This is a genomic window from Paenibacillus turicensis (genome assembly GCF_050461185.1).
In the GTDB taxonomy this organism is placed as follows: Bacteria; Bacillota; Bacilli; order Paenibacillales; family Paenibacillaceae; genus Fontibacillus; species Fontibacillus turicensis_A.
The window spans coordinates 151,018-177,705 of the sequence record NZ_JBCMOR010000008.1 but is presented as its reverse complement, the minus strand read 5'-3'; the positions used below and the strand labels follow the sequence as shown (position 1 = coordinate 177,705).

Annotated in this window: 25 protein-coding genes; 18 read left to right on the top strand and 7 right to left on the bottom strand. The window is 37.9% G+C overall.

All coding sequences use genetic code 11. The annotated features are described in order from the left end of the window. Nucleotides 1-46: 46 nt before the first annotated feature. From ABE099_RS14360 to nagZ, 7 genes are all read left to right on the top strand, one after another. Nucleotides 47-1,678, top strand: a complete 1,632-nt coding sequence (locus ABE099_RS14360; RefSeq protein WP_430031824.1) for a spore germination protein — start codon at nucleotides 47-49, stop codon at nucleotides 1,676-1,678. A 27-nt stretch (nucleotides 1,679-1,705) separates the two neighbouring features. Then, the gene (locus ABE099_RS14355; protein WP_430031823.1) at nucleotides 1,706-2,809 is read left to right on the top strand and encodes a GerAB/ArcD/ProY family transporter; all 1,104 of its coding nucleotides are present in this window, start codon (nucleotides 1,706-1,708) and stop codon (nucleotides 2,807-2,809) included. Next, nucleotides 2,802-3,995, top strand: coding sequence for a Ger(x)C family spore germination protein (locus ABE099_RS14350; protein WP_430031822.1), 1,194 nt, complete (start codon nucleotides 2,802-2,804; stop codon nucleotides 3,993-3,995). Before ABE099_RS14355 ends, ABE099_RS14350 begins: the two co-directional genes overlap by 8 nt. 59 nt (nucleotides 3,996-4,054) lie before the next feature. Continuing rightward, nucleotides 4,055-4,549: a MarR family winged helix-turn-helix transcriptional regulator gene (locus ABE099_RS14345; RefSeq protein ID WP_430031821.1), complete on the top strand. Its 495-nt coding sequence runs from the start codon at nucleotides 4,055-4,057 to the stop codon at nucleotides 4,547-4,549. 65 nt (nucleotides 4,550-4,614) lie between these two features. Next, nucleotides 4,615-6,996 carry a YcdB/YcdC domain-containing protein gene (locus ABE099_RS14340; RefSeq protein ID WP_430031820.1) on the top strand — a complete coding sequence of 794 codons (2,382 nt, stop codon included), beginning with the start codon at nucleotides 4,615-4,617 and terminating at the stop codon, nucleotides 6,994-6,996. Between the two features lie 138 nt (nucleotides 6,997-7,134). Further along, nucleotides 7,135-7,482, top strand: coding sequence for a hypothetical protein (locus ABE099_RS14335; protein ID WP_430031819.1), 348 nt, complete (start codon nucleotides 7,135-7,137; stop codon nucleotides 7,480-7,482). A gap of 7 nt (nucleotides 7,483-7,489) precedes the next feature. Further along, nucleotides 7,490-8,746, top strand: coding sequence for a beta-N-acetylhexosaminidase (gene nagZ / locus ABE099_RS14330; RefSeq protein WP_430031818.1), 1,257 nt, complete (start codon nucleotides 7,490-7,492; stop codon nucleotides 8,744-8,746). Here the strand turns inward: nagZ and ABE099_RS14325 are convergent. Next, complete coding sequence (locus ABE099_RS14325; protein WP_430031817.1) at nucleotides 8,743-9,072, bottom strand: MGMT family protein; 330 nt, start codon at nucleotides 9,070-9,072, stop codon at nucleotides 8,743-8,745. The genes nagZ and ABE099_RS14325 overlap by 4 nt on opposite strands. Nucleotides 9,073-9,654: 582 nt before the next feature. On the opposite strand from ABE099_RS14325, the gene ABE099_RS14320 reads away from it, so the two are divergent. After that, nucleotides 9,655-10,398, top strand: a complete 744-nt coding sequence (locus ABE099_RS14320; protein ID WP_430031816.1) for a DUF1361 domain-containing protein — start codon at nucleotides 9,655-9,657, stop codon at nucleotides 10,396-10,398. Then, nucleotides 10,373-10,960 (top strand): GNAT family N-acetyltransferase, encoded by a 588-nt coding sequence (locus tag ABE099_RS14315; RefSeq protein ID WP_430031815.1) that lies wholly within the window; start codon nucleotides 10,373-10,375, stop codon nucleotides 10,958-10,960. The genes ABE099_RS14320 and ABE099_RS14315 overlap by 26 nt, the downstream gene beginning before the upstream one ends. Before the next feature lie 167 nt (nucleotides 10,961-11,127). Here the strand turns inward: ABE099_RS14315 and ABE099_RS14310 are convergent, their stop codons facing one another. Then, entirely contained in the window at nucleotides 11,128-11,937 is an 810-nt protein-coding gene (locus ABE099_RS14310; RefSeq protein WP_430031814.1) for a histidinol-phosphatase, read from the bottom strand. 23 nt (nucleotides 11,938-11,960) lie between these two features. Then, a complete protein-coding gene (locus ABE099_RS14305) occupies nucleotides 11,961-12,860 on the bottom strand; it encodes a LysR family transcriptional regulator (protein ID WP_430031813.1) in 900 nt (299 codons plus the stop codon). A 226-nt stretch (nucleotides 12,861-13,086) separates the two neighbouring features. On the opposite strand from ABE099_RS14305, the gene ABE099_RS14300 reads away from it, so the two are divergent. From ABE099_RS14300 to ABE099_RS14280, 5 genes are all read left to right on the top strand, one after another. Beyond that, nucleotides 13,087-13,545, top strand: coding sequence for a chemotaxis protein CheX (locus tag ABE099_RS14300; protein ID WP_430031812.1), 459 nt, complete (start codon nucleotides 13,087-13,089; stop codon nucleotides 13,543-13,545). Nucleotides 13,546-13,611: 66 nt separating this feature from the next. Beyond that, entirely contained in the window at nucleotides 13,612-14,388 is a 777-nt protein-coding gene (locus ABE099_RS14295) for an SDR family NAD(P)-dependent oxidoreductase (RefSeq protein ID WP_430031811.1), read from the top strand. A gap of 232 nt (nucleotides 14,389-14,620) precedes the next feature. Continuing rightward, nucleotides 14,621-15,973, top strand: coding sequence for a DEAD/DEAH box helicase (locus tag ABE099_RS14290; RefSeq protein WP_430031810.1), 1,353 nt, complete (start codon nucleotides 14,621-14,623; stop codon nucleotides 15,971-15,973). Between the two features lie 14 nt (nucleotides 15,974-15,987). Next, a complete protein-coding gene (locus ABE099_RS14285; RefSeq protein ID WP_430031809.1) occupies nucleotides 15,988-16,734 on the top strand; it encodes an ABC transporter ATP-binding protein in 747 nt (248 codons plus the stop codon). A gap of 2 nt (nucleotides 16,735-16,736) precedes the next feature. Next, nucleotides 16,737-17,948 carry an ABC transporter permease gene (locus ABE099_RS14280; protein WP_430031808.1) on the top strand — a complete coding sequence of 404 codons (1,212 nt, stop codon included), beginning with the start codon at nucleotides 16,737-16,739 and terminating at the stop codon, nucleotides 17,946-17,948. A gap of 105 nt (nucleotides 17,949-18,053) precedes the next feature. Here ABE099_RS14280 and ABE099_RS14275 read toward each other — a convergent pair whose 3' ends face one another. After that, on the bottom strand, nucleotides 18,054-18,167 hold the full coding sequence (locus ABE099_RS14275) for a YjcZ family sporulation protein (RefSeq protein ID WP_430031807.1): 114 nt from the start codon (nucleotides 18,165-18,167) through the stop codon (nucleotides 18,054-18,056). Nucleotides 18,168-18,833: 666 nt separating this feature from the next. Here ABE099_RS14275 and ABE099_RS14270 point away from each other — a divergent pair. Both ABE099_RS14270 and ABE099_RS14265 read left to right on the top strand, forming a co-directional pair. After that, nucleotides 18,834-19,529 (top strand): VanZ family protein, encoded by a 696-nt coding sequence (locus ABE099_RS14270; protein WP_430031806.1) that lies wholly within the window; start codon nucleotides 18,834-18,836, stop codon nucleotides 19,527-19,529. 63 nt (nucleotides 19,530-19,592) lie between these two features. Further along, complete coding sequence (locus ABE099_RS14265) at nucleotides 19,593-20,186, top strand: hypothetical protein (protein ID WP_430031805.1); 594 nt, start codon at nucleotides 19,593-19,595, stop codon at nucleotides 20,184-20,186. Nucleotides 20,187-20,318: 132 nt separating this feature from the next. Here the strand turns inward: ABE099_RS14265 and ABE099_RS14260 are convergent, their stop codons facing one another. Then, nucleotides 20,319-21,617, bottom strand: coding sequence for an aminotransferase class I/II-fold pyridoxal phosphate-dependent enzyme (locus ABE099_RS14260; protein WP_430031804.1), 1,299 nt, complete (start codon nucleotides 21,615-21,617; stop codon nucleotides 20,319-20,321). 210 nt (nucleotides 21,618-21,827) lie between these two features. Here ABE099_RS14260 and ABE099_RS14255 point away from each other — a divergent pair, with 210 nt between their 5' ends. Both ABE099_RS14255 and ABE099_RS14250 read left to right on the top strand, forming a co-directional pair. Next, nucleotides 21,828-22,613, top strand: a complete 786-nt coding sequence (locus ABE099_RS14255) for a helix-turn-helix domain-containing protein (protein ID WP_210089289.1) — start codon at nucleotides 21,828-21,830, stop codon at nucleotides 22,611-22,613. 354 nt (nucleotides 22,614-22,967) lie between these two features. Further along, nucleotides 22,968-23,861, top strand: coding sequence for a DUF4097 family beta strand repeat-containing protein (locus tag ABE099_RS14250; RefSeq protein ID WP_430031803.1), 894 nt, complete (start codon nucleotides 22,968-22,970; stop codon nucleotides 23,859-23,861). 139 nt (nucleotides 23,862-24,000) lie between these two features. On the opposite strand, the gene asd is transcribed toward ABE099_RS14250, so the two are convergent. Then, nucleotides 24,001-24,792, bottom strand: a complete 792-nt coding sequence (asd, locus tag ABE099_RS14245) for an archaetidylserine decarboxylase (protein WP_430031802.1) — start codon at nucleotides 24,790-24,792, stop codon at nucleotides 24,001-24,003. 200 nt (nucleotides 24,793-24,992) lie between these two features. Then, nucleotides 24,993-26,075 (bottom strand): YheC/YheD family protein, encoded by a 1,083-nt coding sequence (locus ABE099_RS14240; protein ID WP_430031801.1) that lies wholly within the window; start codon nucleotides 26,073-26,075, stop codon nucleotides 24,993-24,995. Nucleotides 26,076-26,688 lie beyond the last annotated feature (613 nt).

The window sequence follows — 26,688 nt, the reverse complement described above, 5'->3', positions numbered from 1 at the left end:
GCTGAATAATTTTTCATTATTAAATGAAATTGGGAAGTGATCATAGATGTGGAAAACGATAATTTCATATATACCAAGCTGGCAAGTATGGGCACAGGCTGCAGTAACCTTTCTTCTTCCAACCTTGTTTTATTATTGTTATCGTCGTGTTCGTGCCTTTGTAGTAAATAAAAAGGATTATGGATATCATCAAGCTCACCCAACTTCCCCTAAACCGCTTGCTGGTGATTATAATACAGATCTTCAAGCTGTAAGAGAAGCGATAGGAAGCAATGGCGATGTAAATATTCGAGATTTCATAATTAAGGGAACGAATATAAAGGCTACACTCATTTATATTGATGGAATGTTAGATCCACAAAGCATAAGTATGCAGGTTATGCGAATGCTAATGTACCAGGATCAAAGTGAACTGGACTATTGTACCTCAGAAGAACTACATAAATACGTTCTGGAGAAGGTTCTGCCGATTGCAGATGTAGATGTGATCACAATGCAAGACGATCTCAATGAATATGTATTAAAGGGATATACTGCCCTAATGATCGAAGGAATGCATGAAGCATTATTAGTAGGGGTTCCTAGTGGCAAGATGAGATCGATTACTGAACCTGTATCGGAGTCGTTATTGAGAGGACCAAGACTTGGTTTTACTGAGGAATTAAGTGAAAATACTTCAATGTTACGTAGGCAAGGATATACAGAAGATTTAGAAATGAAAAAGTATAAAGTTGGCTCGCGAATTCGAAAAACATTAGTTATCGCATATATGAAAGGAATTGTAAATCAGGATTTATTGGCTGAGGTTGAAAAACGAATTAAAAATATTGATATGGATTTTTTCTTGGATGCTGGTTACGTTGAGCAATTAACGGAAGATGATGTGCTTAGTCCGTTTCAGCAAGCTCAAAATACAGAAAGACCAGATCGAGTGATTAGCGCCCTTTTAGAAGGAAGAATTGCGATTTTACTCGATGGCACCCCATTCGCATTAATTGTCCCTGTGACCTTTAGTATGCTTCTGCAATCACCAGAGGATTACTATGAGCGTTGGTTGCCCGCAAGTTTTTTACGGATGTTGCGATTCCTATGTGCATTTATATCTTTAATGGCACCTTCGTTATATATTTCCTTTATTTCGTTTCACCCAGGTCTTCTTCCAACTGAATTGGCAATTACAATTATTGAAACAAGACAAGGGGTTCCATTCCCTTCTATAGTTGAGGTTCTAATTTTAGAAATAGCAATTGAAATTTTACGGGAAGCTGGCATTCGATTACCTAAACCAATTGGGCCTGCGATGGGGATCGTTGGAGGTTTGATTATTGGCGAAGCCGCGGTTCAGGCGGGAATTGTGAGTCCGTTTTTAGTTATTGTCGTTGCGGTTACTGCGATCTCCTCATTTGCAATTCCCATGTATAGTGCAGGGATTACACTACGATTGCTTCGGTTTGCAGGGATGATGTTTGCTGCGCCACTTGGAATGTTTGGCACGATTATATTTTTCTTATTTCTATGCAGCCACTTAACGAAGCTGGAAAGCTTTGGGGTCCCTTATGTCACTCCGTTTTCTCCGTTCCGTATTAGTGACTGGAAAGATCTATATCTCCGTGCTCCGCTTTCATTAATGAATTTAAGACCAGACCTTATGAAGACGAAAAACAATAAACGAAGATAAGTGAGTGTTAATACTTGGGGGGATAACATGTTCACACGCTCTGATGACAAAATTACAACAACGCAAGCATCTATATTTCTAACAAACTCTGTCCTTGGAGCAGGTATTCTCACGTTACCAAGAGGTGTAGTGGAAATTGTAAAAACACCAGATGTTTGGTTGTCGGTATTACTTGGTGGTTTAGTCGTGTTAGGCGTAATATTTGTCATGGTGAAATTAAGCCAACAATTCCCTGGCCTTACCATTTACCAATACGCAAGATTAATTGTGGGTAAGATTCCAGGCGGCGCCTTGTGTAGTCTGTTAATCCTTTATTATTTAGTTATTGCCGGCTTTGAAGCAAGAGTATTAGTAGAGATTATGGTTTTTTTCTTACTTGAGGGCACACCGTCATGGGCGATCGTCATTCCTTTTATTTGGGTCTCAACATATTTAGTTTTTGGAGGAATCAATGCGATTGCGCGTGTATTTCAAATTATTATCCCCATCAGCGTAATTGTACTCGTGATTGCATATGGGTTTAGCTTTCATTTGTTTGAAATTAATAACCTACGTCCGCTTTTAAGTGAAGGCTTAGTTCCTGTAGTTAAAGGCTTGAAATCAACAATTTTAATTTATAGTGGCTGTGAAGTAATAATGACGCTTGTGGGGCATATGGAGTATCCAAAAGAAGCTATGAAAGCAATGACAGTCGGAATTGGAATTCCCCTGCTCATTTATTTGTCTACTGTAATTGTGGTTGTTGGTGGAATGTCTGTAGATGCTGTGATGCGTAGTACATGGCCAACCATCGATTTAATGCGAACGTTTGAAATTACAGGTCTATTTTTTGAACGTTTCGAGTTTCCATTTTTAGTAATTTGGATTATGCAAATGTTTTGTAACTTTAGTAGCTTTTATTTCAATGCATCATTAGGGATTTCCCAAATTTTCAAGGTTAGTCGAACATGGGCGATTCTAGGACTCATTCCGGTGATCTTTATTTTTACGATGATTCCTAAACGAATTAATGATGTGTTTAATCTAGGCAACGATATTGGGTATGCAGGTATAATCCTCTTTTTCTTAGTTCCATGCTTGCTATCTTTAATCTATATTATTCGTAAGAAAGGATTGAAGCAGGATGTGTAAGTATACATGTAGACTACTTGTCCTTCTGACTACGATTATATTTTTGCTCACAGGATGCTGGAGTAGTAAAGAAATTGAAGATTTAAGTATATACGCAGGAGTCGCAATTGATGTAGGAATACCAACGGAACAAGAACAAAAAATAGTCGAAAAAGGCTCTAAGGAATACCAGAAGAAAGATGAAGTCACACTTACAGTACAAGTTGTCCCTGTAAAAGCATTTGGCAGTAAAACAAAAACGGATAGTGGAAACGAGAGACAGTTTAATAATGTAAGTTTAACAGGTAATTCAATTCTTGAAATTATGAGACAATATTCTGTTTGGCGAGACCGTCCTGTAATTGGGCATCATTTAAAGGTCATTGTAATTTCGAATGAGGCTTTAAAAAAATACCAAATAGGTCAGCTTACGGATTTTATATTGAGAGACAATGATATTCGTCCTAGTGCACTACTTTTTTTAAGTGAGGGAGATGCAAAGGAGACTCTAATAACAAATAACCCAGGGGAAGTACCTGCGTTTAAAATTCAGGATATGACACGAAATACATTTCGGACCAATAAAATTTTGGAAGGTGTTAATTTAACTCAATTAGATGCACATGCTAACTCTAAACAAAGCTTTATGCTGCAAAATATTATTTCAGCAAACGGGCATATTGAATTTTCGGGTGCGGGTATTATTAAAGGAGATACTGGTCATTGGATAGGAAACTTAACTCAAGATGAGGTAGCCACCATTAACTTTATAAATGGAAACACAAATGGAGGGTTAATTAAGGCTTATAACGAGAATGGAAAGCAAATTGTTTACGAAATAAAAAATTTTAAAAGTAAAATGAAATGTACAATAAAAGGAGATGACATCTCTTATCATGTGGATATTAAATCTGATGGTCGATTAATTGAAAACTGGGATGATAAAGAAAACTTCTCGGAAATTAAAGATCAGGAGAAAGCAGAAAAGATTTTTGAGGAACACCTCCTAAAAATGATCTATTCCGTAATGAAAAAAACACAAAAGGTATACAAAACCGATGTCATTGGTTTTCAACAATGTTTAAGTATCCGAAATCCTAAAATGTGGAAAAAAGTGAAAGAGCGCTGGGATGAGGTTTATGAAAATATTCCAGTTAATTTTGATGTGAAATTAACAATAACTGATTTTGGTGCCTCTACAGAGTAACATAGATTGATTGACATTGTTTTAATAGTTCCTTAAGATTTTTGATATGAGGAAGAATAATGAAACTTCCTAAATTCATATATAATGAGGGACTTGGGATGCAAGAGGAACAACGTATTTCATTTATTAAGGAAATTAATCATTTAAATATGGAATGTCACACGAGTATGATGAAGGCTTTTCATCGTTTATTTGATGAAAATATAGTTGGACAGCAGGCAGTTTTATTACGTCTTCTACATCTACATCGTTGTTTAAATACAGGAGAGATATCTAAATTAATGGATGTCTCTCCTAGTGCTGTAAGTCAGATTTTGTCTAAATTAGAGAAGGGACAATATATTAAACGAACTATTAATCCTGACAATAGAAGAGAGACCATAATCGAGTTAGACTTTAATGGAAATAAATTTATAGAAAAATCCGAAAAAATAGAAAAACTTATGATTGAGCGTGTTTATTATAAGTTGGACGAAGCAGATCTTGTAGATATGCACCGCATTCTTAACAAGCTAAAACAGATCATTGTTTCTGAGTTCTTCACTGACGAATAATACATTATATAGTATACTAAGCTAGACATGTTATGGGAAAATTTACTTAGGAGGTCGAAGAAAAATTGAGTTCAAAAGATGGAAACTCAGGAGCGAAAAGGCTGGTTCCAGCTTTAGCAATTACCCTCTCTCTTATATTGCCGCAAGGCTTAGTTTTAGCAGATTCCACGTCTAATACTAATATAGATACTACGAAACAATTATTAAAACAGGTGTCAGGGGATACTACGCCACTTGATAGCAAATTAATAAATACCTCTGATCCTTCATTAGTAAAAATAACGCAGGAAGAAGCGATTGAAAAAGTTAAATCGTTATTTCCAGTCCTTAAAAATACCAAATCACAGCTAAGCTCTATAGAATTAGGTGTAAACAATTCATATCCTGCACCTAGAAATCAAATGGTATGGACGATGAATTGGAGCTATAGTGAAAAAAATGTGACCTATGGATTTAGTAGCTCTGTGGATGCAATTACAGGGGATTTGATTCAAGGGTATATCCACAATATTTATCAAAATGATGAATTTTACCCGCCTAAGCTGAATAGAGAAGAGGCGCTAAATAAAGCGAAGCAATTAATTGTAAAGGCAGTTTCCTCAATTGAACTAGATGATCTTCATCTTAATCATACTGGCAGTAACTTTGATGATTCATTGTTTGGACCTATGAAATATGGCTTTACATTTGATGTATATAAAAATGGGGTTCCATCAGATGTACAATATATCCGACTTAGTATAAGCTCAAATGGTGATTTACTAGACTTTTCTAGACCATCAGATCATTTTTATTATCCTTCTGCGACACCTAAAATCACCCTGGAAGAAGCCAAAAAGAAGCAGAATGGGAAGTTAAATGTCCAATTAAAATATGTTCCTGTGTTTGGCAGTAATAAAGTTAATAATTGGGTTTTGGCATGGGGCTTAGACCGGAATACGGCATTAAATTCAATCGATGCGAATAGTGGCCGAAGTTTAGATAATGAAGGGAATGTCGTTTCTGATCAAGGTATTACCTATGCTTCGATAGATAAAGGGAAAACTATTTTTCAACCACGAAAATCTTCAGTAGAGCTAACTGGAGAAGAAGCAGCCAATATTGTGAAAAAAATACTCAAAGTACCCGATGATCGCACCTTAATGACGCAATCAGTTAGAAACGATTATTGGAATAAGGATCGTAAAGTATGGAGCTTAACGTGGCAAAGTCCTGATCAAACTTCTTTAGGTGCATTGCCAGATCGAACGACAGCAGAAGTAGACGTTTTAACGGGTGAAATTATTAATTATTATTATCAGGAGTTTCCTACAATCGGTTTGGGAGTAGCAGCCCCGGATATGAATAAAAAAGATGTGACAGTCCAACTTTCAGAGGAAGCATTAAAAAATAAGGCAATCGAATGGATTCAGTTGCTATATAATGATGCAAGCACAAATTTAAAGCTTGTTAATCGCAATAGTATTCATTCAACTAAAAATGAAAAGGAATTTACATATTCCTTTGAACGTTTTTATAATGATATCGTTGTTGAAGGAAATGCGGCATCGTTGGTTTTGGATGATCAGGGGAATGTGGTCTCCTATAATTCTAATCATTATAATCTTTCTAAAATGCCAAAGAATCCACAAATTAAAATATCTAAGGAGAAAGCCCAAGAGATATACTCTTCACTTGTGCAGCAACAGCTCCAATATAAAAATTTTGGGAGTCAGATTGTAAATGGAACTTATTCGGAGCCAGATATTCGATTAGTATATACGACAGAATTTAAAGATAAGCAAAAAAATAATACGGTTTTAGATGCAATAACAGGACAATGGACAAAGGTTTATGAAGAGTTGTCGGTAAATCATGAAGATCTGACACAAGTTGATGATATTAAAGGCCATTGGGCTGAAAAACAGCTTAAGATACTGTTAGCGTATAATCTGTTAGATATTAAGGATGGTAAGGTGAAACCAAACGAGGTTTTGACTCAAGGTCAATGGTTGTCAATCATTGCAAAAGCAGTTAATCCTTATTATCAAAGCTATGGTAGTATTATAAATAATCAAAGCCAAGAGATAGCAGGCATCTCACCAGAGCATGAATATTATGCTCTAGCAAGCTTTGCATTGGAACGTCAGTGGATTTCTGATAAAGAGGTTCTTCATTTAAACGAAGCTCTTACAAGAGAAAAGCTAGCTGTACAGTTATCTTCCATTTTGAAATATAATAAAATCGCTAAATTTATGGAGAAGGATGCTGCTATAGCTAAACTGCGAGACGTGTCACAGATTAATCATCGTGGTGAAGTTGCATTGGTGATGAAATTAGGACTTTTAAAGCCAACCAATGGAAGGTTTAATGGCAAGGACAAGGTGACTAGAGCGGAAGCTGCTGCAGTTATTATGAGAATGGTAGAATTACAAGGGAAAATTGATAGTAAGCTTACAGATCGATAGTGTGCACAGTTTATACAACAAATGCTTGGTATTGAGTATCCGAAAGGGATACTCTTTTTTTTATAAATTGTACGATTATGAAAGAGCATTATGCGTTATACTTGTAAAGACATCAACTGAGAAGGAAGGCTACCAAATATGAATCTAGGTAAAAAAAACCGTCTCGCTATTATTTTAGCGTTACTATTTCTTGTGTATGCAATTGGTTTTGCACTGTATTTTAAAGGGCGTGGCGGTACAATTCCGATGTGGTTTATTGGAACGTTACTGCTGGGACCTATTATTATTTTTGTAAGAGGCTTAATTAGCTTCCTGACTCAAATGAAGATACGCAACAAGGTTGTTTGTGCAAATTGTGGTGAAACGATTCACAAAAAATCACCGTATTTGATTCAATGTCCAAGCTGTCATCAGAATCTATATGTTAAAAATGAGAAAACCGAAGAGAATGAAGTAAATGAACAAAATAAATCTTTAGGAAGCTGATTATGAGATGAGATTACGATTACTGACTTTTCTAATGGTATTGTTCCTCACGGGGTGTGTTTTTACAGAACAAGATACAACTAGAAATACAGTAAAGGATCATAATATGAATCATAATAAACCCACGCCTTCTTCACCTGCTGAGTCTACCCAACCACAAAAAGACCCCATCCAGGACAAGCTAAAGGAGCTTTCTATTTCTGAAAAGGTTGGTCAGCTTATTATAGCTGGAATGGATGGGACAGAGGTTGATGAAGCTGCGAAGGAGCTAATACGTACTTATAACGTGGGTGGTTTTATTTTCTATAGTGCTAATATTAAAAAAGAGAACGAAGCTGTTCAGCTATTTAATGATCTAAGGCAACTCAACACACAACAGAAATCAGGTGTTCCTCTCTTTATGAGTGTGGATGAAGAGGGAGGTAAAGTATCGCGGATGCCCCCAACGTTTAAAAAAATCCCTTCTGCTAAAAAAGTAGGGGATACTAAAAACGAACAGCTTGCTACCCAGATTGGTAAAGTGATTGGTGATCAACTACAGTCGTTTGGACTTAATATGGACTATGCACCTGTCCTTGATGTAAATAGTAACCCAAAAAATCCCGTCATTGGTGATCGGGCTTATGGAAATGAGATCAATATTGTTAGTCAGATGGGGATTGCAGTGATGAAAGGGTTGCAGGAAAGAAATATTATTCCTGTCGTGAAGCATTTTCCAGGGCATGGAGATACTTCAGTGGATTCTCATATTGGGTTACCGATTGTGAATCATAATTTAAAGCGATTAAGAGAGCTTGAGTTGGTGCCTTTTAAGCAAGCCATTGCTAAGGGGGCAGATGCCGTGATGATTGCTCATATTCTAATGCCTGAAATAGACAAAAGTGCCCCTGCTTCATTTTCATCCATCATAATTCATGATCTGCTTCGTGAAGAGCTAGGATTTACAGGTGTCGTTATTTCTGACGATATGACGATGGGAGCGATTACGAAGCATTACGATATGGGCGAGGCTGCCGTTAAATTTATCCAAGCTGGTGGTAACGTAGTGTTAGTCGGACATGGAATGGAAAATATCCAAAGTGTTGCAAAAGCACTTACAGAAGCAGTCCAGCAAGGTGAGATTACACCCCAAATGCTTGATGAACGGGTAACTCAGGTTTTACAGCTTAAACAAAAATATCAGCTTACTGATCATCAGCAGGTATCAGGACCAGATGTTAAGCAGATTAATGAGCGAATTGCTGAGCTATTAAAGCAGTTTTAGCATTGTTCATTATTCATTGCTGATGGGATGTATAAGAAGGTGTCAAGTGGAATTCGCTTACCAGCGATCACAGTGACACCTTCTTCTTCTAATAGTTTGCCCTGCATAAAGGTATACTCATCATTTTTAATAGCTATTTCCCCTTGCTTATTAACAACGCGGTGCCAAGGTAATTTATATTTTTGACTCATACTATGTAAAATTCGTACAACTTGTCTAGCGGCTCTCGGACTTCCCGCCGCCTTAGCAATTTCCCCATAGGTCGTAACCTTACCCGCAGGAATACCTTGGATTACTGTAATTACTCTACTTGTAAATGGTGTCATATCTATTCACTCTCCGTTTAATAAAGCTTATATTAGAAATCTAGTACTTAACCGCGAGAAGAAGCTGGAGGCTACGATACAGAGAGTTCTTCTGATCGTTATTAAAACCAGATTCTTTTACATGAAAGTTATGGCTCTATTAAGAATTAGTACTTGACAACAATTTTGGGCTGGTAGCTACGCTCCAGAGAGTTCTTGCGTTTGTTGTTAAAATCATATTCCTCTATTGAAGTATATTTATGTTTTTCTATCGGTCAAGCACTAATTTCAAAGATTGAGCCAAACTTAGAGTTAGAATCCGGGTTTAAATACGAACGTTACGCTTCTCCACAATCTCTCTGTCTCTTCGCTACTGTGAGCTTGCGGTTAAAGTAATGATTTCAAGATTCAACCTTAATGATACGATCGCTCATTAGAATATTATAGATAAAAGATAAGTTAATTGTAAAACAGCATTACGAATGTTCATATACAGCTATAAATACAAATAACTAAATTATGAATTACAGAAATATAGTAACTATATGTACAGCAATACGTTGTATACTATAACGAATTTATTTCTTGGAGGACAACCACAACATGAAAAAATGGAGGGAACTTGGCTATCCTGCTAAATTGTATTTATATCTCTTTTTATTTATCGCGACGGTGATTGGACTAAAGATCGTAAGTGAGACAAGATTACCTGGTGTAAGTAAACCACCTTATTTATTTTTAATATGGAACACGTTTTTAGCATGGATTCCTGCTATTTTGAGTATTGTTCTTGATGCATTAAGCTTGATTAAATTAAAAGCAACACGTATGATAAGTATGATCTCTTTTGGAATAATTTGGTTGTTGTTTTATCCTAATGCTGCCTATTTAATTACGGATATGTTGCACCCTTTTGTAAGGTATCCTACTGACACAAGTCGTTTTTGGATGGAGATTCCTTTTTGGAATCATTTATTTATTTTGTTTTATGTAGCTCTGCTAGGATTAATATTAGGAATCATTTCTTTAGTGTCGGTACACCTTATCGTAGAACGTTTATATGGTAAAGTAGTGGGCTGGTGTTTTGCAGTTATTGTGCTAGGCTTAAGTAGCTTCGGAGTATACTTGGGAAGATTCCTAAGATGGAATAGCTGGGATGTATTTCATCGTCCTCTATATGTATTAGAGGAAACATTAACCTATTTTTTAAACAAACCTAATTTATTACACACGCTTGCTTTTTGTAAATGGATGTTCCTGATCACCTTTGTATCTTATGCGTTTTGCTGGTTATTTGGTAAATGGACAGGGGGAGTAGCCATTGGAAAAGGTTCTAAAGCAACTTAGATCCGAATTTCCGCACATTATTGGTGAGCAAGTCATATTACGCAAATTAGAAGAGGATGACACCTCATTATTATCTCATTATATGTTAGATGATAGAGTTCGAAAATTTATTAATTTTAGAGAAGGTGTGTTGCGTACACCGTCAAAGCTATTTCACTATTTCGAAGAAAGCTATGAACGACTTAGAGATGTTCATTTTGCCGTTACTCTTCCATTATCTTCAAAGCAATTTAATGTGGATCACAGTGTGCAGGTGGTAGGGGATGCTGTCATTGGACTTTGTTCATTACAGTTTTTGGACAAGATGACGAAGCAAGCCAAGTTGGGCTATTTTATCGCGCCACAATTTTGGAATAAAGGTTATGCAACAGAAGCTGCAAGGCTAGTGTTGTCCTTCGGCTTTTCCACACTAAACTTAAGTATGATTGAAGCAAGGTGTCAGGTTGGGAATGTTGCCTCAGAAAGTGTATTAAAGAAGTGTGGTATGGTTAAGACGATGGAAGGTAAAACGGAGTTAAATATTAAATACCATCTATGGAGAACCCATGCGATAAGCTTATAACCGCAACGTTAACATTTGTTACACAAATGAAATATTGCTGTGATCTGTCTCTAACAGTGACAGGGTAAACTTATCACATGACCCCCTTTTGAATAGATTATTTTTTAGAACCCTACGGAACGGACGTGAAAGGGTTCTCTTTTTTTGCCCTATAACTTAAAAATGGATTAGAGTGGAACCTCAATTTTTTGCTTTTGTTTATAATATACAAAATGGCTAAAGCCGATTTCCTTCAGGCGATCCGCCACCTGCTGCCATTCATCGCCTACACGGCTAGGTTTATGTGCGTCTGATCCAAATGTAACATTTACTCCGAAATGCAACGCGCGTTCTAATATTGCATCGGAAGGATACCAGCCACCACTCAGCTTTGTTTTGCCTGACGTATTGATTTCAATTGCGACATCATGCTTAGCAATACTCTTAAGCGCATCATCGATGGCTTCGTTGGCAGGTATTTCAGAGAAAGCAGGATAGTTACCCTTCATCGCATCAATATGGCCTAATATTTGAAACATGCCACTCTCCGCAGATTGCTTAATCAAGGCGTAATAATCCTTTTTATGATCAATCTTTTGCTGGGTAGAGAGGTTATTCCATCTTGTTTTGTTAAAGATACTCACGTCCCTGACAAAATGTACAGAACCAATGACATAATCAAAAGGGTACTGGCTTAGTGTATTGTGATATATTTGAGCATGTTTTGGAAAAAAGTCGCTTTCGATACCAAGTAAAACCTCGATTTTTCCAGCATACTCTTCCTTAAGTGCAAGCACCTCCTGCACATAATGTGTAAACTCGCTTTTCGCCATCGTAATATGTGGAAAAGGTTGTTCTTCTTGACTTCCAAAGTAAGGGGTATGGTCACTAATGCCAATGACCGATAATCCTGTCGCAATTCCAGCCTCAATATAATCACGAATGTTCCCGTCTGCATGACCACAGCGGAAGTGGTGTGTATGAAGATCAAATTTCAAGGTGATGTCTCCCTTCTAACATTTTATTCTCGTGTAAAGTGATCCTCTGGCATGCCCTTTAAATCTGCAAGAAATTGCTGCATCGCTGAATTAACATAACGACTAGCCTTATAGATCACACCAACAGGATGAGTAACAGCAAGCTCAGGAATAGGTACAATCTTCAAAGTATTTTGCCGTAGCTCACGTAGAATGGATTGCCTTGAAATGATAGCCACCCCAAGGTTGATCTCAACCATTCTTTTTACCTCTTCGCTACTGGACAATTCCATGACGATATGAGGTTCGATGTTGTGGCGTACAAACAATTCATCCGCGAAACGTCTGCCTACAGTATCAGGAGATAACATAATCATCGGAACATCTCTAAGACTGTCTAACGTTGGCTCTGTTTCTTTAGCTAAAGGGTGTAGCGGAGATACTGCTAGATCAAACGTATCGTAATATAAAACAGAGGAGAGTACCTGCGGATTGTTTTCAATTAAATACCCAATTCCGATATCGACAAGTCCTTGCTCTACATTTTGATAAATTAATGATGAAGGCATCGATTGAATCGTAGTTTTAATTAATGGAAACTGATCCTGAAAATAAGATAAGATGCGGGGCAAAATTTGGATGGCAATCGATGTCGTTGTGCCTAATACAATGTGGCCTTGTGGTGTCTGCTCCATATCAGACAATTTCAGTCGTAATTGATCAATAATATCAAGCATACGTTCTGCATGTTCGAGAAAAACTTGACCACGATCTGTAAGTGTGACGGGTTGGTTACGATCCACAAGTACAGTCTTGAACTCATCCTCTAGACTTTTTATTTGCGCTGACACAGCAGGTTGCGTTAAGTTTAGCAGTTCGCCAGCCTTCCGAAAACTCTTCGTTTTTGAAATGGTAATTAGCGTTTCTAATTGACTCATATTCATCTAAACCCCTCCTTTCTTCTCCTATATATAAATTTGCCCGAGCAAGCTGTGATTTCATTCATTATAGGTGATTCCACCTTAAAAACGCAATGATTCGCCCTCATACAAATTTGTAATCTTACATTTTTAATGACTTGTGTATAGGAATAAAGTATAATAATGGTTAGCCAAAACATGGGACTTTTGTAATGAATAAGTTACTTCCTAGTGCGAAGGGGGCAAGATAATGAAAGTAGAAGTTATTAATCCATTTCTCCAGTCAGCATGCTCTGTAATTGAACAAGTTGTTCAGGTTTCTCCCTCAACCGGAAGTCCTGGCTTGAAGGAGATCGTTCCGATACAAGATCACATCTGGATACAGATTGGCATGACAGGTCATTTTAGCGGTATGGTTACATTTGGTCTAGAGGAGGCTGTTGCCTTACGTATCGTGTCTGCCATGATGGGGGGCTTTGTGTTAACCGAAATGGACGAGATGGGGCAAAGTGCAATTTCAGAGTTAGGAAATATGATTAGTGGTAATGCAAGTACGTTATTATCTAACCAAGGGATCGTTGTAGATATTACACCTCCACAAGTCATTAAGAGCTCTTCTGCGGAAGGCCTTAGTCCACGTAAAGCTTTGTGTGTGCCACTTTTAATGGATGGTATCGGGGAATTAGATATTCAAGTCATGGTCTCCTAATAAGCTATATGGTAAAATTAATCTTACGAGTTTGCCAAGGAGCGCAACTAGGAGGTTGATTTATACATGTCACTACAATCTAAAGTGGTTGTAATTACAGGGGCATCGAGTGGGATTGGGGCCGATACTGCTAAATTGCTGTCAGAAGAAGGCGCGACTGTCATCTTAACAGCCCGATCTTTAAACAAGCTTGAGGCGGTTGGGTCTCAATTACAAGGTCTACATAAAATTTTTCAACTAGATGTAACAAACGATGAACAGGTAGCTTCTGTTTTTTCTCAAATATACGAACAATTTGGACGAGTTGATGTTTTAATAAATAATGCAGGTTATGGTGTGTTTGAGTATTGCGAGCAGACTTCCATGGATGAATATGAAGACATGATGGACGTCAATTATTTAGGTCTTGTTCGTTGCACTAAGGCTGTTTTGCCACATATGAAAGCATCACGCAGTGGTCGAATTGTAAATGTAGCCTCCATTGCTGGTAAAATTGCGACTGCAAAGTCAACCTCCTACACTGCAACAAAACATGCGGTTTTAGGGTTTACCAATGCACTTAGACAAGAGGTACGATCTTATGGAATTAGTGTGAGTAGCATTAACCCAGGACCGATTGATACTCCATTTTTTGAGCTTGCAGACCCAACGGGACATTACGTGAATAATGTGAAATGGATGATGTTAAAGCCTGAGGTGGTCGCTAAAGCGATTGTAAAGGCTGCTAGAACTGGGAAACCCGAGACAAATATGCCTAGGCTAGCAAGTATCGGAACCAAGCTGTATCACCTGTTTCCACGGATCGCAGATGCAGTAAGCTATCGCATGTTAAACAAAAAATAGTAAAATATTTTGGTGGATACCACATATAACTTTATACGTGTGTAGCCTCTTAAGATGAAAACAGATCCGGCATCTAAGCTCTTTAGCCATAATCTGTTTTCTTTTTTATTTGGTTTCCGTCTATGAAGTGTCATATACTATACTTAAGCTAAAAATTTGGTAAAATTATTTTGCTTGAACTATTTGCCAAAATATAATATGAACTAAATTTTGACCACAGAGGATGAATACAATGACATTAACCACTTTTGCAGGCTTAGGTATAAGCAATGTATTAGTAGACAAGCTTGCAGATTACGGGATAACAACACCTTCTCAGGTACAAGCAGAGAGTATTCCTGCTGCACTGGAAGGTAAAGATATACTTGCTCAATCCCAGACAGGGACAGGAAAAACGCTTGCCTATTTATTACCGTTGCTTCAACGTATCAACCCAGAGGAAAAAGGCTTGCAGGCTATTATTTTGGCACCTACGCAAGAGTTAGCGATGCAAATTCAGCGTGAGGCTGAAAATTATGGCGAGCCACTTGGCATTTCGTCACAACCCTTAATTGGGGGGGCAGCGATTAAAAGACAATTAGAGAAGCTTCGTCTGCACCCACATATTGTTGTGGGAACGCCTGGACGAATACGGGAAATCGTAGCTTTACGTAAGCTTAAGCTGCATACCGTAAAAATGATCGTTGTAGACGAGGTGGATCAAATGTTCCAGCTTGGGGGCAGAGCCGAGCTAGAGCATATTTTGCGTGGTACGCTAAAGGAACGTCAGCTATTATTTTTATCTGCAACGATCAATGACGAAATTTTGAATCTTGCCCAACGTCAAATGCAAAACTTAGTTCAGATTGGTATTGAACCTGAGGCAAAAACAGCGACAACTTTAACGCATTTGTATATCACGTGTGATGGACGCGACAAGGTGGACTATGTACGTAGACTTGTGCGTCAATTTAACACAAAACGTGTTATCGTATTTGTGAATCATGTTGACCGTATTGCTGAAGTAGAAGCGAAGCTAAGCTATGTCAATCTGGAAGCGGGTGGCTTGTATGGTGATGCAGACAAAACGGTAAGAAGCTTAACCTTACGTCGTTTCCGTGAAGGGAAAATTGAAGTATTAGTTGCCAGCGATATTGCATCAAGAGGGCTGGATATAGAGGAGCTAGAGCTTGTCATTAATTTTGATCCTCCGATTGATAGCGATCATTATGTTCATCGTTCTGGTCGGACAGGACGAATGGGGAGGAAAGGGACAGTTATTTCCCTCGTCACACCACAGGAGCAATTTATTATGAATAAGTTTTCTAAAGAGCTAGACATTGAAATTGCTGCACGTCAATTGTTTGATGGTAAACTGCTGGATGCTGGGGAGCGCCCAAAAAGACATCCAAAGGGTGATGTAAAATCATCAACCAACATAGGTTACGTATCAACTCCTAAGCCTAAGCCTAAGGCGAAAACTGAGCCTAAGAAAAAAGGAAGTAATATGCAAAGTCAGCCGACAAACAAACGTAAAAGCAAAAAGGAGCTTGAATTAGAGCGGAAAAATAAAGGAGCTCCAAGATGGTTAAAGGATAAAAAATAAAGGAGGAAGCAGCATTGAGTGAGACTCCTGTACTTGAAATAAAACAATTAACAGGTGGATATAGCATCGGCAAGCCTGTATTACATGATGTGAGCTTTGATGTGAAGCCAGGGGAAATGGTGGGCTTAATTGGTTTAAATGGAGCTGGAAAAAGCACCACGATGAAACATGTGTTAGGTCTGATGACTCCTCATCAAGGGAATATTTTAATCCAAGGCAGCACTAAAAATGAAGCACCAGATCAATATCAGTCCTCGCTAGCCTTTGTACCTGAATCTCCGCTTTTGTATGAGGAATTAACTGTTCGAGAGCATTTAGAATTTGCAGCACGTGCGTATGGAATCGATCAACAAGCCTATAAGCAAAGAGCAGAGGAGCTATTAAAGCTGTTTCGCATGGAGGAAAAGGCAGATAGCTTGTCAATGCATTTGTCCAAAGGGATGAAGCAAAAGGTGATGATTATGTGTGCTTTTGTTGCACGCCCTCCTTTGTATATTATTGATGAGCCATTTTTGGGACTGGATCCGCTAGGTATTCGTTCATTATTAGAATTTATGAAGCGAATTCGGGATGAAGGCGCCTCTATTTTGCTAAGCTCACATATTTTATCTACGATTGAAGGGTATTGTGATCGGTTTATCGTGTTGCATCGCGGGGCTGTGATAGCTCAAGGAACGCTTGAAAATATCGGGGAGCACACAGGAATGCGTGGAGCTACATTAGAAAACATGTTTTATGCCCTCGTTAAGGATGGGGAATAGATATGGAGCTTAAAGCACTTTATCAAAAACGTAAGCACGCCTTTTGGGGCAAAGTGCTTCCCTTTTTTCCTTATGTGATGCAAAGCGGTGTCGCTGTGCTACTGCTAATTAGCTTAATTACATTTTCAGCATGGTACACCACCTTTTTAACTCATTTTCCTGTAGACTTTCCAGTTCGCTTTATTGTGTTTTTTACATTGGCTTTATTTATTGCACATGTTAGCTTTCGTACTTATTTACGTGAAGCAGATGTTGTATTGTTGATGCCTCAAGAAAGTATAATGGATCAGTATTTGAGACCTACCTTTATTCGTGGCATTGTGTATAAGCTTTTGGGATTATTTTTAATTGTCCTCGTTTTGTGGCCGATGGTAATTATTAGTAAAATTGACATGTTACCAATCTGGCTATTGCTACTTTTACTTACTATTTTAAAATGTGTGAGTGGCTACGGCTACTGGCAGGAAATCAATACGATCTCCCAAAGCACGAGAAGATTACTTAAACTGATGCGTTTTAGTGTGCTGATCCTCATTTTAGGCGTATGGCTCTGGCAACCAATTTGGAAAAGTATTATTTTCTCACTCCTGGTTATCGCCACCTATTTAGTTGTATTGCGTATCCCGATGAAGCATCGGTTAGCATGGGAAAATCTGATTGCGATTGAGAAGGCATCCGCTTCAAGGGTGATGCTTGTGTTGAGCTGGTTTGTAGATGTCCAAGCTGAAGGACAAAAGATCGTACATCGTGTCTGGCTCTCCAGTATAGGGCAACATCTGCCTTGGAAAAAGGAATTGTCGTACAAATATTTATTGCAAAAAACGTTGATTCGTAGTGAATTGTTAGCGATCGTCATTCGCTTAGGTATATTAGGTGCTTTTCTAGTTGGCTGGAGTGGGGGAAGCTGGCTTGGGCTTGCTGTGTATCTATTGTTTATTTTCTTAATTGGGGCACAGCTAACCTCCTTACGCCAAGTACATGAGGATTCGCCTGCGGTACAATATTATCCAATCCCAGAAGGGGTGCGGAAAAATACATTAATCAGTGTGATTACCTCCTTCCTAGGTGTGATCAGTCTTATCATGTGGTTGCCAATGTTATTTGTTCCAGTAGGGGAGCTGACAATCAAGCTGGCTGCACTTGGTTTAGGATTAATATTCATTATTGCGCTTCGTGCTACTTGGATTCGAAAGTGGAGAGAGGAAGAGGAGTAACGGTAGATCAATAATGTGGTAAACGTTGAAGTAGGTGACTAGAGTTGTCTTATAGACAACTCCAGTCACCTTTTTTGGTATAACCCTTACTGGATCAGTAATGAATTATACAAATGCGCGGCTAACGATAACTAAGAGGATAAACAATACAAGAATAACCCCTGTGCTAGTAAAAAGACCAGCAGCACCATAACCTCTTGTTTCTTCAATTGCTCCCATGTACTTATTCCCCTCTCTGTGTGAAGAATTGTTATATTACAATCGTAGTTTATGTCAGAACGCCTTTAGATGATTGGGCAGATAACCTTATGTAGCAATGTTTAATTTTTAAATGGCTCTATTTAAAAATCAATACTTGACAATGACATTAGGCTAGAAGCTACGATCCAGAGCGTTCTTACGATTGTGTTAAAATCATATTCCTTTGACTGGAGTATATAAATGGGGGAATTTGATTTTAAAGACAATCTTCAGAATCGCTCTGTCTCTCCGCTAGTTTGGGGTGGTTGTCAAGCACTGATTTCAAGATTGAGCCTTTTAAATTTGGGAAAGTATAGGGGGACTACATAAGGTCATTTTCAGTGTATGATGTTTTGCTTGCAAAGCATATAAATAGGACCAGATTAGGATTATGGAGTGTGGAAAGAAATGGAGGGAGATTTCGTTTATAATAAAGAGATGGTGAAGTACAAGTATTATTACTAACTAGAATCAGGAGGCTTTATTATGACTATACTTTGGGAAAATATAATTATTACTTTTGTTGGACTAGGTGTTTTTGTTTATTTAATTTATTTAAGTGTACTTTTAGTTAAATATTTAAAGCGTAGAAAAAACTAGAAGACAACGTATAATAGGAAAATCGTTAAGGAGGATATCTAGGCAATGAATACTAAAAATTTATTCAAAAAGCTAGGGGCACTCATATTTTACATTATAGCGTTAGCGATTCTAGTCTTCACAGGTTATATCGTAATCGTGGCGGATTATAATACAGAAGTTATGAAATATTTGCTGTTGTTAGGTTTGGGTTATATTGTTAGTATTTTTGTAGGGAAGCAGTTTCATAAATTGTTGGCTACGGAGACAAAAGAACAGATTGGAGTAGTGAGGCTTGGGTTACTAAGCTATTTTACATATTATATTGTGTTGCTCTATTTCTTTTTGTTTAAAGGTGGGCCTACTTGGGAATATAATTCTTGGTCTGACTATATGAAGGATAATACTAATCTAGTTCCATTCAAGACAATAATTAACTACATTAACGATTTGATAAGCCACAATATAAATGTAGGTACTGTGCTTCAAAATCTACTTGGAAATTTTGTTTTGTTTATGCCAATGGCATTGTTCGCTATATTGCTTTTACCTAAAGGGATTAGCAAGCTTAAAAAATATGCTGGCTTTATCCTCCTCATTGTAGCTGTTGAATTGATTCAAGGGATAACAAGAACAGGATTTTGTGACATTGATGATCTTATACTTAATTCCGTTGGTTTTATTGTAGCTGATGTGAGTTTAACTTATATTTTGAACAAGCTTAGAACACATTCGGATAGGTTTAAAAGCTTTTCACATTGAGGAGATAACATAAACTTAAACCTGTCTTTTAGTTTTTAGCTATCAGTAGGAGGATTATACTTTATGAATGCATCAGCTTGTAGATTATTAATTGTCTGTATATTCGGATCTTTGTTTGTATCGGGCTGTAGTACAGAAAAGGCTCTAAATACCTCAGAGCCGAATACTCAAAAAAATCAAGTAAATATATTAGATAAAAATAAAGAACAACCAACTTCACCCAAAAGTAAGGAACCTGAATCACAAGTATTATTAGATAACTCAACAAAGGAAAGCAGAGAGATTACCAAAAATAACTTTAAACCACAAGTTGCTGTTAATTTAGAGCAGTATAAAGAAAGCTTTTTTAATGATGAGATTATTAATATGTTAAATAGCACGCTTAAAGCTGTTGTTGATCATGATAAAGAGAATTTTAATAAATATATATATCAACCTAATACACTTGACTCACTCTTTTTTAGCGAAGAAAAAAACAAATATATGTTTTATGATGTTGAATTCATTCAAAAGCTTATTATTGATGATCGTGTAAGAATTAATGTATTAATTCGATATGCAGAAAAGTCTTCAGATAATACCATTAGTAATACAAATATTATGTTTACATTTACTAAAAACAAAGAAGGACAATGGGGAATTGCAAATATAGATTAAAAATAAAACCTGAATGACTACGAAGCTCTGAATTTAGAATTTCGTAATCGTTCAGGTTTTTCTATAGCCTTGTTTTTTTGAAGGCTTCTCGTTTGCTTTATGACTATATGATATTCAATCATTTAGATCATTTTATTTCTTCAACAGATCAAGCACACCTTGATAAATCAAGCTATATAACTCTTCGAGATCCTCTTCCTCAATACAAGAAAAAGCGATACGCAAGTCGTATTCTCCTAAAGCGATCGTTCCAATTCCGTATTGCTCCAATAAATGCTGACGTAAATCCTCAGACTTCACATGCTTTAATTTTAAGCACATGAAATAACCGGAGTTAAAGGGATAGTAGTCCCATACTTTAATATAATCCTCATTATCTAAAATCGCTTTGACTTTATTGGCACGACGTTTCATCGTAATGAATTTCTCTTCCCTTTGAGCTGCGAAATCTGGTGATTGCAACGCATGTAATACAAAGGTTTGTGAAGGGTGGGAACAACTTGAAACTGTGGCACGAATAATTCCAGTTGTTTTATTTTCTAATGCCTCTACAACTGCTTTATCATTACAAGCATAGGTGATGAAGCCTACACGAAAGCCCCATACATATTCTTCTTTTGTTGCCCCATCTACTTTAATCGGTAAAATGCGTGGGTGTAATCCTGCTAATTTACCAAATAATGATTCTGAAATAGTATCCTCAAAAAACAGTCCAAAATAAGCATCGTCCGTAACCGCGACAACATTAATTCCAGCTTCAGCGGCTTCGAGTAGGGCAGCTACAATCTCATTGGCTTCACGATCGCCAGGGGTGTAGCCTGTAGGGTTATTAGGAAAATTCAAAAGAACGATGGCTTTTCCTTTTTCTTGTTGAGCAAGCAAGGCTTCACGTAACCCTGCGCTGTTAAATTTCATTTCATCTGTAAATAACGGATAATTGACAATTGTACCATGACCACGTACACCATATGTTAATTCGTAGTTTTCCCAGTTTTTATCTGGAAAAATAACGACATCACCTTCATCGAGAAATAAATCGGCAACAATACTTAAGCCATGTGTTAATGCATTTGTAACGATAGGGTGGCTGAAGGCTTTACCTTCGAGAGATGGGTTTTCAGTTAGCATTTTCTCGCGCCATAACTTGCGAAGAGCAGGCTTACCCGCAGGGGGGGCATAAGGATATAAATCATTCGGGTGATAAGCAGATAATGTTTCCTGAATTGCATTAAGATACATTGCTGTACCGTTTTCTGTAGCAATCCCTATGGTAGCATTAAATTTTGTTGCTTTAGCACCTGCTTCAGCAGACTGATTAAGAATACCCTCTTTAGGAAAGTAAATTTCTTTTCCGATTGTAGACAACATATCATATACATGGATATTGCTGGATTTCAGATTATGATTCATCTGCTCCGCAAGTGGGTTCATTCAAAACTCATCCTCTCGATGTGAGTTGTACTAGGCGACAACCATTATATTGCCTAACATTATATCATCTTGAACTATAGTCGTCACTCTCTACATCAACAGAAATGAATACTTTATAGAATAAATATTGAAAAGTTACTTTTGGTAAAACGTACAAATGAGTATAATATGGATAACAAGTCTGGACTCTACTTACGGAGGGATAAAAATATGCTCCACCTATCACCGTCTTCATTTGTACTTAAACCTGCATTTGCCAAAATTGTTTGTGAGCCGACATGGAGATGGCGCAAGCGAGAAAAGGCATTAGATAACTATGATCTTTTTTATGTATGGAGTGGTGAGGGCACTGTTGTGCTAAATGGCCAATCTTTTTCTGTTGGCAAAGGAAGCTGTTTTTTATTTCGTAAAGGCGATCATACGACCGCAACACATAATCCTCAAAAACCGTTAGTATTAACCTACATCCATTTTGACGTCACTGAACCAGTGACTGAGGTGCCTAGCCCTTATCGAGTATTGGAGGATACGCTAGACTTCGAGTATATGCTGTCACGTTATGTTCGCTTGTTTCTCATCCAAGCGTATGCTGCAGAGGAAGAGGCTCGCCTGATTTTGAAGCAGCTGCTCATTTCCTTGCTGAGAGAAGAACGCCAACCACAGGTTGAAAAAAAGGTGAGTAACCAGCTTGCAGAGGTCATTCATGAAATTTCTAATTATGTAGTTCAGCATCCAGGATTGCCGCACAAGGTCGAGGATTTAGCAGCAAGAGCGGGGTTGTCCCCAAGATATTTTTCAATTAAATTTAAAGAAATCATCGGTATGTCTGTCCAATCGTACATTATAAAATCTAGAATTGATCGTGCGCAGCATTTGTTGTTACACGCAGGAATGAATGTCACCGAGGTTGCAGATGCGTTAGGGTATCGGGATATTTTCTTTTTTAGTCGTCAATTTAAACAGTACACAGGAAAAAGCCCATCTGAAATTAGATAAATGACTTAATTGCGGCTCAACATATTAATCAGTGCTTGACAATCTTTGGGGTGGGAGGCTACGTAGCAGAGAGTGGTTTCAACCGCTGTTAAAGTTCCACTTTTTTATAACTAGTCTAGAAATGATAAAAGTGGAACTTTAAAGGCGGACGCTACCGCTTTTCCACCATCTCTCTGCTCATCCGCTGCGTTTGCCTATTGTCAAGCACTGATTTTAAGGTTAAGCCTTAATTGATAGAAAATTTTTAACTAGACTACGGTCTAGTTTTTTTATAGACCTGAGGTTGAAGCTGAGCTATGTTTAATGGAGTATACTGAATTTATACATAAGGCTTACACATATAGGGGGAGTAAAATGAATTCTTTAAAAATGCTAGGTGTTGCATTGCTAGCTTCTACACTATTGTTATCAGGTTGCACTGACCAGCTAGAGGATAATTTGAAAGAGGTAGCGAGTGGTGCACAAAATGCCGTCCATCAGATTGGGGATTTAATCCAAGAAACTGGAGCAGATTGGAGTAAGGATATGAGAAATCAAGGTGTATTAACTGAAATAAATAGAACTCAGCCTGTAAGTAACGCAACAACATTGAACATTAACCATCCAATAGGGAATATTACGATCGAGCCTTCATCCAAAAGTGGGGAAATCAAGGTGGAGACAAAGCTATGGGTAAGTCGAAGTGAAGCAGAAAAGGAGAAAATAAAGCAAATTTTCCAGCAAGCAGAGATATCACTTGTACCTGATCAAGAGACATTAACTTTATTGATCCATCCTCATGGAAACCAAGATGAAAATCTATGGGACTGGGCGCAAAATCAGTATAATACATCAAAATTGCTTGTTGACTATACTATTTATGTACCTGAGCAAATTACAGCGTATCAAATCCATAGCAATGTCGGCAATATTACAATGAGCAAACTACAAGGTTCCTTACAGCTACAAGCTGATGTTGGTGAAATTCAGGTTCAGGAAATCCAAATCGCAGGTGATTCCTCTATAATTGTGAATACAGGGCAGCTCGATATGAGTATTGATAAACGATCTAATTTTAGCAGCTTAAGTGCGAAGGTGGAGCTAGGAAATCTTATTGCAAAGGTTCCATCTACCTTACCTTCTGAAGTAGAGGCGACTACCGAACTAGGGGAGTTAACAGGAATAGATAAAGAGGGAGTTAAGCTTAACGGTGGAGGACCTCCCATCACACTGACAACTTCTGTAGGTAACATTACAGTTAGTCACTAAAATAAAGTAAAAAAATAAAATAAAAATAATAACCCAAGCTATGTACAAAATTGGAATCAAAGTTCCATATATAGTTTGGGTTATTTTTAATTCATATTAGGTTCCTATTTGTGTGCTAATCTCATTTTGATCAAACGCATTATGAATGCTGCTTAAAATGTCCTAACGCTTGCCCCATTTTAACCTTAGTACCAATTTCCACATTGGGAGATACCTCAAAGGTATCATTTTCAGTCAGAAGCACAACGGTCGAGCCAAATTCAAAATAGGCGAAATCGTCACCGAGCTTCCACTCCATCGCATCTGGAACTGAGTATTTAATACTGCTGACATTCATAGCACCTACCTTAACGACTGCAACCTCGCCACCAGCATGTTCAATATACGTAATTAGCCGTTCATTGCGACTAAGCACCTGACGCATATTTCTCATCCCGTGATCGTTAACAGGATACACCTTTCCTTTAACGTGTTCAAACTCAAGCTTTTTGCCTGCTACAGGTGTATGAATACGATGATAGTCTGTAGGGCTTAAATATAATACAAAAAAGTACCCATGACGGTAGGTCTCCGCACGGGGAGAATGATGAAGTAGCTCATCCAGCGAGTAGTCTTGTCCCTTTACATTAAGTATCGTACCGGCATCAATTTTTCCCATTGCGGTAATAAGCGAGTCCACTGGACTAACCATCACGTCTGCTTCAGTAGAAATTGGGCGTTGCCCTGGCTTTAATTTACGGGTGAAAAATTCATTTAAGGTTGCGTATTCTTTTAATTCCTTCTCTGCTTCTTCAATTGGAATACCATAAGCCTTCGCAAATTTTGGAATAATGAGGCGGCTTAATTTAGAATGGGAGAACTTGCCTGTGAGCGAGGCAATCCATTTCCTTGAAGATAATTCTGTCATCCAATTCATCCATTTCGAACTCAAGTGTAAACCTCCTGCGTAAACATACTTCCTACTAACAAAATTTACATTACTTTTGCTTATATTGACATAGTTTAAGGCTTAAATCAATATCAAAACTGTTACCTGTTTATACGGGATTGTTTCTTACCCAAAAATAAAAGGGACAATCAAGTCCACTAGCACACATGCTCTAGTTTCTTGAAGTCCCCCTTCATATTGATTTATACAGTATTTTGATCAAGCAAATACTTTGCAAAAGCCATCGGCTGACGATAGGTTTCCTTCCAAGTGTCTGATAAACCCGCCTTACGGAAGCCGTAACGCTGATCTCTACCATTACATTCAATAAAAAATGGACGTCCATCCTTCGTTAAACCGATATCAAGTCCTAAATCACCTAAAAGCGGTAGCTTAGATGAAAGATGTGTGGCGATGCCTAGTGCTAATGTTTTGACATGAGTAAGGGAAATCAACATTTGTTCGGGTGGCATCAACTGACTTAAAACATACTCAGCTGGAAAGGCCTCTCCACCTTTAGCTACATTTGATATAAAGCTACCTTGTGGTGCCGCTTTGGCAAATAAGCCCGTTATGCCCCAATCCCCTGTTAAGCCACGTTGTACAGTGACACGTAAGTCGATACAGCGATGCTCATATTCAATGAGTGGGATACGCTCTTGAATTAAATAGGGTGTCACACTTAGATGACGTTGAACCCATTTAGGTAATTGGCCTCCCTGCAGCTTGATCGTTCTAAGACGGCGATGAGAGGTATACATAAATAACCAGCCTTTAGGATCACGTCGCAAACGCATAACCCCTTGACCAACAGAACCACGCACAGGCTTTAAAATAAGGTCAGAAAAACGTGCCATCATAATTTTTATGGAATAAGGTGTAGCAGAAGCGGCATTAGGAACATAATCACGGAGATGAGGGGCACTCCAGACTAAACGATGAATAATATCTTTGCCGTAACGATTGTTCATATTAAATATTTTAATTCCGTTTGCACTAAGTTTTTTCAATTTTAGGTGTGCAGTATGGTTATTATATAATGCTCGATTATGGATGACCTTTGGGATTTCAATCATCTGTTTTACATACTCTCTACCGTTCCCCACGTAAGCAACGACATTATTTCTCTTTATATCAATATCTCCTAGCTTAAAAAAACAAGGAGTCAATTCATATTCTTTTGCCATTTCCTCATAGTTGGATAAAGATTCTTGACCTGTTTTTCGAGTTGGAATGCCTCGGCACATGCTGGAATTTAGGAGAATACCTACATGCTGTTGCCCCATCACTCCTCCCTCCTTCGTGTTGTGGCTTATATGTCTTACTTCAATTTATGTGATGAAGGCATAAAAGCGTGGACGACTGTTCGTAAGTCAACAGCCTGTTTTAGCGGGAAGGGGGCAATGACCTATGAAAAAATAGAAGCTTCAATAGGCAAAGCTTTGAATAAAATTAATGATTAAAAGCAACAGGACGCTCAGACAGAGGGTTGCTGCGCTCGCTGTTAAAACCGGATTTCTTTCATCAATTAAGTTAAGGTTGGAATCCTGTTTTAAATGCGACCACGTTGTTGCTCCACAATCCCTCTGCCCTCGCTTAGTATTCCTATTAGAAGGTAACCACTAATTTCAGCTAGGCTTCGCTGAGTTTCACATTCTTTTTTCATAAATCATTGCCTAATAATATAAGTATTAGAGGATAAGGCATTCACCTTTATGAAAGAAGTTTCGTATATTTAAATAGGCTCAGTTTTTAAAGTTTATATGCTCGAATAAGCGGAGGGGCAGGGGGATGGTGTAGAAGCGGAAGCGTCCGCCTTTAAAGTCTGATTTTCATCCAATAAAAAATATAATATAAGAAAATTAGAGTTTAACAGGGGTCGAAACCACCCTCTGACAC